Source organism: Hydrogenophaga sp. 70-12, from assembly GCF_001897365.1.
Lineage (GTDB): Bacteria > Pseudomonadota > Gammaproteobacteria > Burkholderiales > Burkholderiaceae_C > Hydrogenophaga > Hydrogenophaga borbori.
On record NZ_MKSS01000202.1, the window covers coordinates 1 to 12155 of the forward strand.

The 12155-nt window shown below is 65.2% G+C and carries 20 protein-coding genes and 1 tRNA gene; all 21 read right to left on the reverse strand.

Features of this window, described 5'->3' with window-relative positions:
• Positions 1 to 8: 8 nt before the first annotated feature.
• Positions 9 to 85 (reverse strand) — tRNA-Met (locus tag BGO22_RS12075).
• 17 nt (positions 86 to 102) lie between these two features.
• On the reverse strand, positions 103 to 489 hold the full coding sequence (gene rplQ / locus BGO22_RS12080; protein ID WP_286851006.1) for a 50S ribosomal protein L17: 387 nt from the start codon (positions 487 to 489) through the stop codon (positions 103 to 105).
• A gap of 84 nt (positions 490 to 573) precedes the next feature.
• Complete coding sequence (locus BGO22_RS12085; protein WP_070399526.1) at positions 574 to 1557, reverse strand: DNA-directed RNA polymerase subunit alpha; 984 nt, start codon at positions 1555 to 1557, stop codon at positions 574 to 576.
• Between the two features lie 102 nt (positions 1558 to 1659).
• Positions 1660 to 2283: a 30S ribosomal protein S4 gene (gene rpsD, locus BGO22_RS12090; protein ID WP_286851009.1), complete on the reverse strand. Its 624-nt coding sequence runs from the start codon at positions 2281 to 2283 to the stop codon at positions 1660 to 1662.
• A 170-nt stretch (positions 2284 to 2453) separates the two neighbouring features.
• Positions 2454 to 2858, reverse strand: coding sequence for a 30S ribosomal protein S11 (gene rpsK, locus BGO22_RS12095; RefSeq protein WP_009514913.1), 405 nt, complete (start codon positions 2856 to 2858; stop codon positions 2454 to 2456).
• 18 nt (positions 2859 to 2876) lie between these two features.
• A complete protein-coding gene (gene rpsM / locus BGO22_RS12100; protein WP_009514915.1) occupies positions 2877 to 3242 on the reverse strand; it encodes a 30S ribosomal protein S13 in 366 nt (121 codons plus the stop codon).
• Between the two features lie 22 nt (positions 3243 to 3264).
• Positions 3265 to 3378: a 50S ribosomal protein L36 gene (gene rpmJ / locus BGO22_RS12105; RefSeq protein ID WP_009514917.1), complete on the reverse strand. Its 114-nt coding sequence runs from the start codon at positions 3376 to 3378 to the stop codon at positions 3265 to 3267.
• 42 nt (positions 3379 to 3420) lie between these two features.
• On the reverse strand, positions 3421 to 3639 hold the full coding sequence (gene infA, locus BGO22_RS12110) for a translation initiation factor IF-1 (protein ID WP_009514918.1): 219 nt from the start codon (positions 3637 to 3639) through the stop codon (positions 3421 to 3423).
• Between the two features lie 3 nt (positions 3640 to 3642).
• Entirely contained in the window at positions 3643 to 4962 is a 1320-nt protein-coding gene (gene secY / locus BGO22_RS12115; RefSeq protein ID WP_070399524.1) for a preprotein translocase subunit SecY, read from the reverse strand.
• Between the two features lie 23 nt (positions 4963 to 4985).
• A complete protein-coding gene (rplO, locus tag BGO22_RS12120; RefSeq protein WP_070399523.1) occupies positions 4986 to 5426 on the reverse strand; it encodes a 50S ribosomal protein L15 in 441 nt (146 codons plus the stop codon).
• A gap of 14 nt (positions 5427 to 5440) precedes the next feature.
• Positions 5441 to 5623: a 50S ribosomal protein L30 gene (gene rpmD / locus BGO22_RS12125; RefSeq protein WP_070399522.1), complete on the reverse strand. Its 183-nt coding sequence runs from the start codon at positions 5621 to 5623 to the stop codon at positions 5441 to 5443.
• 11 nt (positions 5624 to 5634) lie between these two features.
• Complete coding sequence (gene rpsE / locus BGO22_RS12130; protein ID WP_070399521.1) at positions 5635 to 6153, reverse strand: 30S ribosomal protein S5; 519 nt, start codon at positions 6151 to 6153, stop codon at positions 5635 to 5637.
• Between the two features lie 18 nt (positions 6154 to 6171).
• Entirely contained in the window at positions 6172 to 6537 is a 366-nt protein-coding gene (rplR, locus tag BGO22_RS12135; protein WP_070399520.1) for a 50S ribosomal protein L18, read from the reverse strand.
• Between the two features lie 11 nt (positions 6538 to 6548).
• The gene (rplF, locus tag BGO22_RS12140) at positions 6549 to 7082 is read right to left on the reverse strand and encodes a 50S ribosomal protein L6 (RefSeq protein WP_116959788.1); all 534 of its coding nucleotides are present in this window, start codon (positions 7080 to 7082) and stop codon (positions 6549 to 6551) included.
• A gap of 24 nt (positions 7083 to 7106) precedes the next feature.
• A complete protein-coding gene (gene rpsH / locus BGO22_RS12145; RefSeq protein ID WP_070399518.1) occupies positions 7107 to 7502 on the reverse strand; it encodes a 30S ribosomal protein S8 in 396 nt (131 codons plus the stop codon).
• Positions 7503 to 7520: 18 nt separating this feature from the next.
• A complete protein-coding gene (rpsN, locus tag BGO22_RS12150) occupies positions 7521 to 7826 on the reverse strand; it encodes a 30S ribosomal protein S14 (protein ID WP_070399517.1) in 306 nt (101 codons plus the stop codon).
• Positions 7827 to 7834: 8 nt separating this feature from the next.
• The gene (gene rplE, locus BGO22_RS12155; protein WP_416186972.1) at positions 7835 to 8380 is read right to left on the reverse strand and encodes a 50S ribosomal protein L5; all 546 of its coding nucleotides are present in this window, start codon (positions 8378 to 8380) and stop codon (positions 7835 to 7837) included.
• Positions 8377 to 8697, reverse strand: coding sequence for a 50S ribosomal protein L24 (gene rplX / locus BGO22_RS12160; RefSeq protein ID WP_070399516.1), 321 nt, complete (start codon positions 8695 to 8697; stop codon positions 8377 to 8379). Before rplX ends, rplE begins: the two co-directional genes overlap by 4 nt.
• Positions 8698 to 8707: 10 nt before the next feature.
• Positions 8708 to 9076: a 50S ribosomal protein L14 gene (gene rplN, locus BGO22_RS12165; RefSeq protein ID WP_009514936.1), complete on the reverse strand. Its 369-nt coding sequence runs from the start codon at positions 9074 to 9076 to the stop codon at positions 8708 to 8710.
• A 201-nt stretch (positions 9077 to 9277) separates the two neighbouring features.
• On the reverse strand, positions 9278 to 10822 hold the full coding sequence (locus BGO22_RS12170) for a glycerol-3-phosphate dehydrogenase/oxidase (RefSeq protein WP_286851029.1): 1545 nt from the start codon (positions 10820 to 10822) through the stop codon (positions 9278 to 9280).
• Positions 10823 to 10885: 63 nt separating this feature from the next.
• On the reverse strand, positions 10886 to 12155 hold a 1270-nt coding region (locus BGO22_RS12175; protein WP_286851031.1), incomplete at its 5' end, for an ABC transporter substrate-binding protein.

Here is a 12155-nt window from a genome sequence, read left to right on the forward strand (position 1 = left end):
GATTTTGTTGGTTGCGGAGGCAAGATTTGAACTTGCGACCTTTGGGTTATGAGCCCAACGAGCTACCAGGCTGCTCCACTCCGCGTCAAGCCAAAAATTATATCACGCTTTATCGGCTTCACCGGCCGGTTCGGCGCGGTCAACCAGCTCCACCAGGGCCATGGGCGCGTTGTCGCCCACGCGGAAACCCATCTTCAGGATGCGGGTGTAGCCACCGGGACGGGCCTTGAAGCGCGGGCCGAGTTCGTCGAACAGCTTGACCACCACATCGCGGTCGCGCAGGCGGTTGAAGGCGAGGCGGCGGTTCGCCACCGTCGGCTCCTTGGCCAGGGTGATCATGGGTTCGACGACCCGGCGCAGTTCCTTGGCCTTGGGCAGCGTGGTCTTGATGGCCTCGTGCGTGAGCAGCGAGTTCATCATGTTGCGCAGCATCGCCAGGCGGTGCTCGCTGGTGCGGTTGAGTTTGCGAAGTCCGTGTCCGTGACGCATGGTGTTTCCTTTCCGTCTTTTGCCGCCGGCCGTATCAGGTACCGGCGGTTCGTCATGGCCTGGCCCGAAGGCTCAGGGTTGAGATCAGTGCTTGTCGAGGCCGGCGGGCGGCCAGTTCTCGAGCTTCATGCCCAGCGTGAGACCACGCGAGGCCAACACTTCCTTGATTTCGTTGAGCGACTTGCGGCCCAGGTTCGGGGTCTTGAGCAGCTCGTTCTCGGTGCGCTGAATCAGGTCACCGATGTAATAGATGTTCTCGGCCTTCAGGCAGTTCGCCGAACGCACGGTGAGCTCGAGCTCGTCCACGGGACGCAGCAGGATCGGATCGAACTGCTGCGAGCTGCGCTGTTGCGGGGCCTCGGTGAAGAGGTCGGCGCCTTCCAGCTGGGCGAACACGGCGAGCTGTTCAACGAGGATCTTGGCCGAGGCGCGCACGGCCTCTTCGGGGCCAATGGAGCCGTTGGTCTCGATCTCGAGCACGAGCTTGTCGAGGTCGGTGCGCTGCTCGACGCGGGCGCTTTCCACCGTGTAGCTCACGCGCTTGACCGGCGAGAAAGAGGCGTCGAGGACGATGCGGCCGATCGAGCGGGCGGCTTCGTCGCCGCGGCGCAGGGTGCCGGGCACGTAGCCGCGGCCCTTCTCGACCTTGATCTGCATGTCCAGTTTGGCACCGGCCGACAGCGTGGCGATGACGTGGTCGGGGTTGACGATCTCGACGTCGTGCGGGGTCTGGATGTCGGCGGCCGTCACGACCCCCTCACCGTCCTTGCGCAGACTCAGGGTCACCTCGTCGCGGTTGTGGAGCTTGAACACCACGCCCTTGAGGTTGAGCAGCAGGTTGACCACGTCTTCCTGAACGCCGTCGATGGACGAGTATTCGTGCACCACGCCAGCGATGGTCACTTCGGTGGGGGCATGGCCCACCATGGACGACAGCAGCACGCGGCGCAGGGCGTTGCCCAGGGTGTGCCCGTAGCCACGTTCGAAGGGCTCCAGCGTGACCTTGGCGCGATTGGCCGAGAGTTGCTCGACGTTGATGGACTTGGGCTTGAGCAGGTTGTTCAGCATTCAGACTTCCTTCAGTTCCCTCGGCTCGTTACACCGATAAGGCAGACGGAGCATGGAATGGCCCGGCGACGCAGCGGATGCCGCGCCCGGCCGGGGACGGGATTAACGCGAATACAGTTCGACGATGAGCGACTCGTTGATGTCCGAGCCGAATTCATCGCGGTCAGGGGTCTTCTTGAAGACGCCTTCGACCTTGTCGACCGACACTTCGACCCAACCGGGGAAGCCGATCTGCTGGGCCAGTTCCAGCGCCTCGATCACGCGGGCCTGCTTCTTGGACTTCTCGCGCACAGCGACCACGTCACCGGCCTTGACCAGGAAGGACGGGATGTTGACCGACTGGCCGTTCACCGTGATGGCCTTGTGCGACACGATCTGACGCGCTTCGGCGCGGGTGGAGGCGAAGCCCATGCGGAACACGACGTTGTCCAGGCGCGACTCGAGCAGGAACAGCAGGTTGGCGCCGGTGTTGCCGCGGCGGCGGTCGGCCTCGGCGAAGTAGCGGCGGAACTGGCGCTCGAGCACGCCGTAGGTGCGCTTGACCTTCTGCTTCTCACGCAGCTGCACGCCAAAGTCGGAGGTGCGCTGGCCCGAGGTGCGGCCGTGCTGGCCGGGCTTGGAGTCGAACTTGGCCTTGTCGCTGATCGAGCGGCGCGCGCTCTTGAGCAGCAGGTCGCTGGCTTCGCGACGGGACAGTTTGGCCTTGGGGCCGAGGTAACGTGCCACGTTGGTTTCCTTTTGTCGTCTGCCGCAACCCACAGGGACTGTGATTGCGGGAGCCATCCCGCGATGGCGGGGGCGGTGGGCTTAGCAAAAATGCCACCGCAGCATGACTGCGGTGGCGCTCGGAGAACCCGACATTCTAGCGCGAAGCCAGACGCCAGGTAAAGACGGGCTCAGATGCGGCGGCGCTTCTGGGGGCGGCAGCCGTTGTGGGGCACGGGCGTCACGTCGGAAATCGAAGTGATGCGGATGCCCAGGGCACCCAGCGCACGCACCGACGACTCGCGACCCGGGCCGGGACCCTTGATTTCGACGTCGAGGTTCTTGATGCCCTGTTCCATCGCGGCGCGGCCGGCCACTTCGGAGGCCACCTGGGCCGCGAAGGGGGTCGACTTGCGCGAACCCTTGAAGCCCTGGCCACCCGACGACGCCCACGACAGCGCGTTGCCCTGGCGGTCGGTGATGGTGATGATGGTGTTGTTGAACGACGCGTGCACGTGCGCAATGCCGTCCGCGATGTTCTTGCGGACTTTCTTGCGAACGCGGGCGGCGGCGCTGCTGGAGGGGGACTTGGCCATGGTTTTCCTTCGAACCGATTACTTCTTCAGCGACTGGGCGGCCTTGCGCGGACCCTTGCGCGTGCGTGCGTTGGTCTTGGTGCGCTGACCACGCATCGGCAGGCCGCGGCGATGGCGGAAGCCACGGTAGCAGCCGATGTCCATCAGGCGCTTGATGTTCATCGTGGTCTCGCGGCGCAGGTCACCCTCGATGGTGAACGTGCCCACCTGGTCACGCACCTTCTCGAGCTCCGCGTCGGAGAGGTCCTTGATCTTCTTGCTGTACGCGATGCCGCACGCGTCGCAGATCTGGCGAGCGCGGGTGCGGCCGATACCGAAGATCGCCGTCAGGCCGATCTCGGCGTGCTTGTGCGGCGGAATGTTGATGCCTGCAATACGAGCCATGTGAATCCTCTTGACGAATCGATCAGCCTTGACGCTGCTTGTGGCGGGGATCGGTGCAGATCACACGCACGACGCCGTGGCGTTTGATGATCTTGCAGTTGCGGCACATCTTCTTGACCGAAGCCGAAACTCTCATTTTCTTCTCCTAGAAATCCGGTAAACGTTCAGTACAGGCGCTTCACTTGGCGCGGAACACGATGCGGGCACGGGTCAGGTCGTAGGGCGTGAGCTCCACTTTGACCTTGTCGCCAGGCAGGATGCGGATGTAGTGCATGCGCATCTTGCCGGAGATGTGGCCGAGGACCACGTGCCCGTTTTCGAGCTTGACGCGGAAAGTCGCGTTGGGGAGGTTTTCAACCACCTCACCCTGCATTTCGATCACGTCGTCCTTGGCCATGGTTCAGTTGCCGAGGGAAGTCTTGAAATTCGCTTTCTTGAGCAGCGATTCGTACTGCTGCGACATCATGTAGTTTTGCACCTGGGCCATGAAATCCATGGTCACGACCACGATGATCAGGAGGGACGTACCACCGAAGTAGAAGGGCACGTTGTATTCCAGGATCAGGAACTCGGGCAGCAGGCACACCGCGGTGATATAGATCGCACCGGCAAACGTCAGCCGAAGCAGGATCTTGTCGATGTGGCGGGCCGTCTGGTCGCCCGGACGAATACCGGGGATGAAGGCGCCACTCTTCTTCAGGTTGTCCGCGGTTTCCCGGCTGTTGAAGACCAGGGCGGTGTAGAAGAAGCAGAAAAAGATGATGGCCGCCGCGTACAGCGCCACGTAGATCGGCTGCCCGGGCGACAGGGCCGAAGCCAGGTCGCGCAGCCAGCGGGTCGAGTCACCCGTGCTCAGCCAGCTCACCACCGTGGTGGGCAGCAGGATGATGGACGAGGCAAAGATCGGCGGGATCACGCCAGCCATGTTCAGCTTGAGCGGCAGGTGCGACGACTGACCGCCGTACACCTTGTTGCCCACCTGACGGCGCGCGTAGTTCACCAGAATCTTGCGCTGGCCACGTTCCACGAACACCACGAAATAGGTGACCAGGATCACCAGCGCGATGATGAACAGCGCCACCAGCACATTCATGGCACCCGTGCGCACGAGTTCGAGCAGACCGCCGACCGCATTGGGCAGACCCGCCGCGATACCAGCGAAGATCAGCAGCGAAATGCCGTTGCCCAGGCCGCGCTCGGTGATCTGCTCGCCGAGCCACATCAGGAACATCGTGCCCGCCACCAGGCTCACCACCGCCGTGAGGCGAAAGCCCATGCCCGGATCGATCACGAGACCCGCCTGGCCTTCCAACGCCAGCGCAATGCCCATGGCCTGGAAGATCGCCAGCGCCAACGTGCCGTAGCGCGTGTACTGGGTGATCTTGCGGCGGCCCGCCTCGCCCTCCTTCTTCAGCTGCTCGAACGTGGGGATCACGTACGTCATGAGCTGCATGATGATGGAGGCCGAGATGTACGGCATGATGCCCAACGCGAACACGGTGAAGCGCGAAAGCGCGCCGCCCGAGAACATGTTGAACAGGCTCAGGATGCCGCCCTGCTGCCCTTGGAAGAGCTGTTGGAGCTGCTCCGGATTGATGCCCGGCACAGGAATGTGCGCGCCGATGCGGTACACCACCAGCGCCAGCAGCAGGAAGACCAGCCGGCGACGCAGGTCGCCGTACTTGCCGGTCTTGGCCAGGGACGGGGAAGCGGTTGCCACGAGGTCCTTTCGAACGGGCGTGTTCAGGCGGCCGCGGCGACTTTGCCGCCGGCGGCTTCGATCGCGGCCTTGGCGCCAGCGGTCGGCAGCACGTCCTTGAGCGTCACGGCGCGCGTGATCTCACCGGACTTGATGACCTTCACGCGCTTGGCGAGCTGGGGCACGAGGCCGAGCTGCTTGAGCACCAGAACGTCGATCTCGGCGGCCTCGATCGCGTTGAGCTGGCCCAGGGTCACTTCGGCGTTGAACTGCAGCAGCGCGGACTTGAAGCCACGCTTGGGCAGACGGCGCTGCATCGGCATCTGGCCGCCTTCGAAGCCCACCTTGTGATAGCCACCGGCGCGCGATTTCTGGCCTTTGTGGCCGCGACCCGCAGTCTTGCCCAGGCCCGAACCGATGCCGCGGCCCACGCGACGCTTCACGTGCTTGGCGCCTTCGGCTGGCTTGATGTTGTTGAGTTCCATGTCGTCGTCTCCGATCAGAGGACTTTGACCAGGTAGCTGATCTTGTTGATCATGCCGCGCACGGCCGGGGTGTCCTGCAGTTCGCTGATGCTGTTGAGCTTGCGCAGGCCCAGGCCGCGCACGGTGTCGCGGTGGCTCTGCTTGCAGCCGATGGGGCTGCGCACGAGCTGGACCTTCAGGGTGTTGGGAGTGCTCATGGGGATTCCTCTCAGCCCAGGATTTCCTCGACCGTCTTGCCGCGCTTGGCGGCGACCTCGGCCGGGGTGGTGGACTTCTCGAGCGCGTCCAGCGTGGCGCGCACCAGGTTGTAGGGGTTGCTCGAACCGTGGCTCTTGGCCACGACGTCGGTCACGCCCAGCACTTCGAAGACGGCGCGCATCGGGCCGCCGGCGATGATGCCGGTACCCTTGACGGCCGGCAGCATCATCACGTTCGAGGCGCCGTGTTCGCCGTGCACCGCATGGTGCAGGGAGCCATCCTTGAGCGACACCTTGATCATGTTGCGGCGGGCCTGCTCCATGGCCTTCTGCACGGCCACCGGCACTTCACGCGCCTTGCCCTTGCCCATGCCCACGCGGCCATCGCCGTCGCCGACGACGGTGAGCGCTGCGAAACCGAGGATGCGACCGCCCTTGACCACCTTGGTCACGCGGTTGATCGCGATCATCTTTTCGCGCAGACCGTCCTCGTTCGCTTCGTTCTTGATGTTTGCCTGAAACTTAGCCATGTCGTTGATCCCGTTTCATCAGAACTGCAGGCCGGCCTCGCGGGCGGCGTCTGCAAGGGCCTTGACGCGGCCGTGGTAGGCAAAGCCCGAGCGGTCGAACGCCACTTTCTCGATGCCGGCGGCCTTCGCCTTCTCGGCGATGCGCTTGCCGATGACGGCGGCAGCGGCGGCGTTGCCACCCTTGCCCGAGGCGCCCAGTTGGGCGCGCACTTCCTTCTCGGCCGTGGAAGCCGAGGCGAGGATGCGCGAGCCGTCGGCGGACACGACGTTGGCGTAGATGTGCAGGTTGGTGCGGTTCACCGTCAGGCGCACCGCGCCTTGCTGGGCGATGCGAATGCGGGTCTGGCGCGCGCGGCGCAGGCGTTGTTCTTTCTTGGTCAGCATGATCGGACTCCTTATTTCTTCTTGGTTTCCTTGATCACGACCTTCTCATCCGCATAGCGGATGCCCTTGCCTTTGTAGGGCTCGGGCGGACGCACGGCGCGCACTTCCGACGCGATCTGGCCGACGCGCTGGCGGTCGGCACCCTTGATCACGATTTCCGTGGGCGCGGGCGTTTCCACCTTGATGCCGGCGGGCATGTCCATGATCACCGGGTGCGAGAAGCCCACCGTGAGGTTGAGCTTGGCGCCCTGGGCCTGGGCCTTGAAACCCACGCCGACCAGGTTGAGCTTCTTCTCGAAGCCCTTGCTGACACCGGTGACCATGTTGTTGACCAGCTGACGCATGGTGCCCGACATGGCGTTCGCCTCGCGCGACTCGTCGACCGGCGCGAAGGTCACCTTGCCGGCGTTGATGTCGATCTTGACCAGCGCGTTGGCGGCCAGGCTCAGGGCACCGTTGGCGCCCTTGACGTTGATCAGGCCGTCCTTGAGAACGACCTCGACCCCGGTGGGAACCGTGATCGGCAGTTTTCCAATACGTGACATTTCAGTCTCTCCTCGATGCCCGCATCAGGCCACGTAGCACAGCACTTCACCACCGACACCGGTGGCGCGCGCCTTGCGATCGGTCATGACGCCGCGCGGGGTGGTCACGATCGCCACGCCGAGGCCGTTCTGGACCTGGGGAATGGCGTTGCGGCCACGGTAGACGCGCAGGCCGGGACGGCTCACGCGCTCGATGCGCTCGATCACGGGACGGCCGGCGTAGTACTTCAGGGTGATGACCAGCTCGCTCTTGCCGCCTTCGTTGACCACCTTGAAGTCTTCGATGTAGCCCTCGTCCTTCAGGACCTGGGCGATCGCCGCTTTCACTTTCGACGCCGGCATCGCCACGGTGGCCTTTTCGACCATCTGCGCGTTGCGGACACGGGTCAACATGTCGGCGATAGGATCACTCATGCTCATGTGGGGTTCTCCTAAGGCTTACCAGCTGGCTTTGGTGATGCCGGGAATTTCACCGGCAAAAGCCATTTCGCGGACCTTGGCGCGGGCCAGGCCGAAGTGGTTGAAGGTGCCACGCGGGCGACCGGTGATCTCGCAGCGGTTGCGCTGACGGGTCGGGTTCGCGTTGCGGGGCAACTTTTGCAGGGCCAGGCGGGCGGCGTCGCGCTCTTCGTCCGACTTCTTGGCGTCGCCGGCGATGGCCTTGAGCTCGTTGTATTTCTTGGCGAACTTGGCGGCGAGCTTCTCGCGCTTGAGTTCACGTTGGAGCAGTGCTTGTTTAGCCACACGCCACCTCAGTTCTTGAAGGGGAAACGGAAACCCGCCAGCAGAGCCTTGCACTCTTCGTCGGTCTTGGCGGTCGTCGTGATGCTGATGTTCAGGCCACGCAGGGCATCGACCTTGTCGTACTCGATCTCGGGGAAGATGATCTGTTCCTTGACGCCGATGTTGTAGTTGCCACGGCCATCGAACGAACGACCCGAGATACCGCGGAAGTCGCGCACGCGGGGCAGGGCCACGGTGACGAAGCGGTCGAGGAATTCGTACATGCGGGCGCCGCGCAGCGTGACCATGCAGCCGATGGCCTGTTGCTCACGGATCTTGAAGCCGGCGATGGCCTTCTTGGCCTTGGTCACGACGGGCTTCTGGCCAGCGATCTTGGTGAGGTCGCCCACGGCGTTGTCCATCACCTTCTTGTCGGCGACCGCCTCGCTCACGCCCATGTTGAGCGTGATCTTGGTGATGCGCGGCACCTCCATCGGCGACTTGTAGCCGAACTTCTTGGTCAGCTCGGGCGCCACCTTCTCGGCGTAGTGTTGCTTGAAACGTGCCATGGTCATGCCACCTTGATCTCTTCGCCGCTGGACTTGTAGACGCGAACGCGCTTGCCATCGGCCTGAACCTTGATGCCCACGCGGTCGGCCTTGCCGGTCACCGCGTTGAAAATCGCCACGTTGGACTGATCGATGGGCATGGTCTTCTCGACGATGCCGCCGGTCACACCCTTCATCGGGTTGGGCTTGGCGTGCTTCTTGACGACGTTGACGCCCTCGACCACGACATGCTGCTCGTCGGTGCGCTCGAGCACCGTGCCGCGCTTGCCCTTGTCGCGCCCCGTGAGGACGATGACCTGGTCACCTTTGCGAATCTTGTTCATGCTGCTTACCTCAGAGGACCTCAGGGGCCAGCGACACGATCTTCATGAACTTCTCGGTGCGCAACTCGCGCGTCACCGGGCCGAAGATGCGGGTGCCGATGGGCTCCAGCTTGGCGTTGAGCAACACAGCCGCGTTGCCATCGAACTTGATCAGTGCGCCGTCCTGGCGGCGAATGCCCTTGGCGGTGCGCACCACCACGGCGTTGTAGACCTCGCCCTTTTTGACGCGGCCGCGAGGCGCTGCTTCCTTGATGCTGACCTTGATGACATCGCCCACGCTGGCGTAGCGGCGCTTGGAGCCGCCGAGCACCTTGATGCACATCACGGATTTCGCACCCGTGTTGTCAGCAACATCGAGTCGAGATTGCGTTTGAATCATTTGATTTAAGTCCCAACTTGAATGCTGTTGTCCACCACGGACAGCAGCGATCAGTCTTGGGCCCGTCGTTGGAGGGCTTCCACTGCAAGCGGCTGCTGCCGCGGCGGAGGCCACCCTTCGGTGGGCAGAAGGCTTTCGCCAAGATACATCACCCCCAAAAGGGAGCGAAGCCGCGCATTATGGCATGAATCGAAGACTGCGTCAAAGGCCGGGCGCGGCGTAACGGTGGGCGAGCGCCAGGAAGTCGTCAGTGCGCGGATCGGCGATGCCCTCGTCGCGCAGGATGGCGGCCACCGAGCCCGCCATGCGCGCCGCCTGGATGGCGTCCAGGAAGAGTGCGCGCCAGCGGCGGGCCAACACATCTTCAACAGTGAGCGCATGCTCACAACGAACTGCGAACCGCACCATCGCGGCGTGCAGGCCCAGGCCCAGCGCCTGGTCGGCGCCGGGCAGGCCACGCACCCGCTCGGCCTCGGTGCCGTACAGGTGCCAGCCGGGCGCGGCATGGATCGGCACCGATGCGCGCACCGGCGCGCCCACCAGCCGGTGCCTGGCGCTCTGCCCACCGGCGCGGGGCGGCAGGCGGCCGGCGTCGAAGCACTGCTGCAGGACGTCCTCGGCCATGGCGCGGTAGGTGGTCCATTTGCCACCGGTGACCGTGACCAGCCCGTTGCGGTCGACCACCACCGTGTGCTCGCGCGACAGCGCCTTGGTACCGGCGCCGCCGTCGCTCGGCGGCGCCACCAGCGGGCGCAGGCCGACCCAGGCGCTGCGGATGTCGGCACGTCGCACCGGCCGACTGAGCGCACGCGAGGCTTCGTCGAGGATGAAGCTCAGCTCTTGCGCGAACGGTTCGGGCTCGCGCGCCAGGTCCTGGCGCGGCGTGTCGGTGGTCCCCAGGATCAGTTTGCCCAGCCAGGGCACGGCGAACAGCACGCGGCCGTCGCGGGTCCTGGGCACCAGCAGCGCGTGCTCCCCGCCCAGAAAGTCGCGGTCGACCACCAGGTGCACGCCCTGGCTGGGCCGCACCATGTGCGAGGGCGTGCCCGCGGCCTCGCGCAGGGCGTCGACCCAGACGCCGGTGGCGTTGACCACGCAGCGCGCGCGCACCCGGTGTTCGGCGCCGCCCACGCGGTCCTTCACGGTGAGCGCGTGCCCGTCGCCGTCGGTGGCGATGGCGCTCACCTCGGCGTGGTTGAACACCGACGCGCCCGCGGCCTCGGCGGTGCGCGCCAGCGCGATGGCCAGGCGCGCGTCGTCGAACTGGCCGTCCCAGTAGCGCACGCCGCCCTTGAGGCCCTGGGGGTTCACGCCCGGTAGGGCCTCCAGGGTGTGGGCGCGGTCGAGGAACTCGGTGGATCCCAGGCCGGCGCGCCCGGCCAGCAGGTCGTACAGCTTGAGCCCGATGCCGTAGAACGGCGTCTGCCACCACTGGTGGCTGGGCATGACGAAAGGCAGCGGCTGCGCCAGGTGGGGCGCGATGGCCATGACCGTGGTGCGCTCGGCCAGGGCCTCGCGCACCAGGGCCACGTTGCCTTGCGCGAGGTAGCGCACGCCACCGTGCAGCAGCTTGGTGGCGCGCGAAGACGTGCCGCCGGCGAAATCATGCGATTCGAACAAGGCGACGGAGAAGCCGCGCAGCGCGGCGTCGAGCGCCACGCCCAGGCCGGTGGCACCACCGCCCACGACCACCAGGTCGAAGCGTTCGGTCTCGGCGAGGGAGGCGAGTCGTTGTTCTCGGTTCATGCGAAACAGGGCGGACGGGCCCCGGGCATGAGGCGCCCGGGGCAACGCGGCGCAGGATATCGGTCAGCGGACCTTGCCCGCTTTCCAGGCGTTGAGCAGCTGATCGTAGGCGATGGTCTCGCCCTTGGGCTTCTCGTTCGCCAGCTTCTTCCAGGGCGCGGCCTTGTCGCTCAGCCACTTGTTGGGGTCGCCCTTGGGATTGAGCTTGGGCGCGCAGCGTTCCATGCCGGCGCGCTCCAGGCGGGCCATCACCTGGTCCATCTGGTCGGCCAGGCCGTCCATGGCCTGCTGCGGCGTTTTTTCACCCGTGACGGCCTGCGCCACGTTCTGCCACCACAGCTGCGCGAGCTTGGGGTAGTCGGGCACGTTGGTGCCTGTGGGGCTCCAGGCCACACGCGCGGGCGAGCGGTAGAACTCCACCAGCCCCCCGAGCTTGGGCGCCATGTCGGTCATGGCCTTGCTCTGGATGTCGCTCTCGCGGATCGGCGTGAGGCCGACGATGGTCTTCTTCAGCGAGGTGGTCTTGGCGGTGATGAACTGCGCGTACAGCCAGGCCGCCGCGGTGCGGTTGGCGTCGTGGTTCTTGAAGAAGGTCCAGGAGCCCACGTCCTGGTAGCCGTTCTGCATGCCCTGCTTCCAGTACGGGCCGTTGGGGCCGGGGGCCATGCGCCACTTGGGCGTGCCGTCGGCATTGACCACCGGCAGTCCCGGCTTGGTCATGTCGGCGGTGAAGGCCGTGTACCAGAAGATCTGCTGCGCGATCTGGCCCTGGGCGGGCACCGGGCCGGCCTCGCCAAAGGTCATGCCCGTGGCTTCCTTGGGCGCGTACTTCTTCATCCAGTCCACGTACTTGGTGAGCGCGTAGACGGCCGCCGGGGAGTTGGTCGCGCCGCCGCGCGCCACCGAGGCACCCACCGGCGTGCACTTGTCGGCGGCCACGCGGATGCCCCATTCGTCGATCGGCAGTCCGTTGGGCGTGCCGATGTCGGCGGTGCCGGCCATGGAGAGCCAGGCGTCGGTGAAGCGCCAGCCCAGCGACGGGTCCTTCTTGCCGTAGTCCATGTGGCCGTAGATGGGCTTGCCGTCGATGGTCTTCACGTCGTTGGTGAAGAACTCGGCGATGTCCTCGTAGGCGCTCCAGTTCAGCGGCACGCCGAGGTCGTAGCCGTACTTGGCCTTGAACTTGTCCTTCAGGTCCTGGCGCGCGAACAGGTCGGCGCGGAACCAGTAGAGGTTGGCGAACTGCTGGTCGGGCAGCTGGTAGAGCTTGCCGTCGGGGCCGGTGGTGAACTTGGTGCCGATGAAGTCCTTGAGGTCGAGACCCGGGTTGGTG

What these genes read in the sequence shown, in the direction of transcription:
- rpsH (WP_070399518.1), bottom strand. Translation starts at nt 7,502, where the DNA reads ATGAGCATGAGTGATCCTATCGCCGACATGTTGACCCGTGTCCGCAAC.
- rpsE (WP_070399521.1), bottom strand. Translation starts at nt 6,153, where the DNA reads ATGGCTAAGTTTCAGGCAAACATCAAGAACGAAGCGAACGAGGACGGT.
- rpmJ (WP_009514917.1), bottom strand. Translation starts at nt 3,378, where the DNA reads ATGAGAGTTTCGGCTTCGGTCAAGAAGATGTGCCGCAACTGCAAGATC.
- rpsK (WP_009514913.1), bottom strand. Translation starts at nt 2,858, where the DNA reads ATGGCCAAGTCCCCCTCCAGCAGCGCCGCCGCCCGCGTTCGCAAGAAA.
- rpmD (WP_070399522.1), bottom strand. Translation starts at nt 5,623, where the DNA reads ATGAGCACTCCCAACACCCTGAAGGTCCAGCTCGTGCGCAGCCCCATC.
- infA (WP_009514918.1), bottom strand. Translation starts at nt 3,639, where the DNA reads ATGGCCAAGGACGACGTGATCGAAATGCAGGGTGAGGTGGTTGAAAAC.
- rplN (WP_009514936.1), bottom strand. Translation starts at nt 9,076, where the DNA reads ATGATTCAAACGCAATCTCGACTCGATGTTGCTGACAACACGGGTGCG.
- rplQ (WP_286851006.1), bottom strand. Translation starts at nt 489, where the DNA reads ATGCGTCACGGACACGGACTTCGCAAACTCAACCGCACCAGCGAGCAC.
- BGO22_RS12085 (WP_070399526.1), bottom strand. Translation starts at nt 1,557, where the DNA reads ATGCTGAACAACCTGCTCAAGCCCAAGTCCATCAACGTCGAGCAACTC.
- rplO (WP_070399523.1), bottom strand. Translation starts at nt 5,426, where the DNA reads ATGGAACTCAACAACATCAAGCCAGCCGAAGGCGCCAAGCACGTGAAG.
- rplR (WP_070399520.1), bottom strand. Translation starts at nt 6,537, where the DNA reads ATGCTGACCAAGAAAGAACAACGCCTGCGCCGCGCGCGCCAGACCCGC.
- rplE (WP_416186972.1), bottom strand. Translation starts at nt 8,380, where the DNA reads ATGACCATGGCACGTTTCAAGCAACACTACGCCGAGAAGGTGGCGCCC.
- rpsM (WP_009514915.1), bottom strand. Translation starts at nt 3,242, where the DNA reads ATGGCTCGTATTGCAGGCATCAACATTCCGCCGCACAAGCACGCCGAG.
- BGO22_RS12170 (WP_286851029.1), bottom strand. Translation starts at nt 10,822, where the DNA reads ATGAACCGAGAACAACGACTCGCCTCCCTCGCCGAGACCGAACGCTTC.
- rplX (WP_070399516.1), bottom strand. Translation starts at nt 8,697, where the DNA reads ATGAACAAGATTCGCAAAGGTGACCAGGTCATCGTCCTCACGGGGCGC.
- rplF (WP_116959788.1), bottom strand. Translation starts at nt 7,082, where the DNA reads ATGTCACGTATTGGAAAACTGCCGATCACGGTTCCCACCGGGGTCGAG.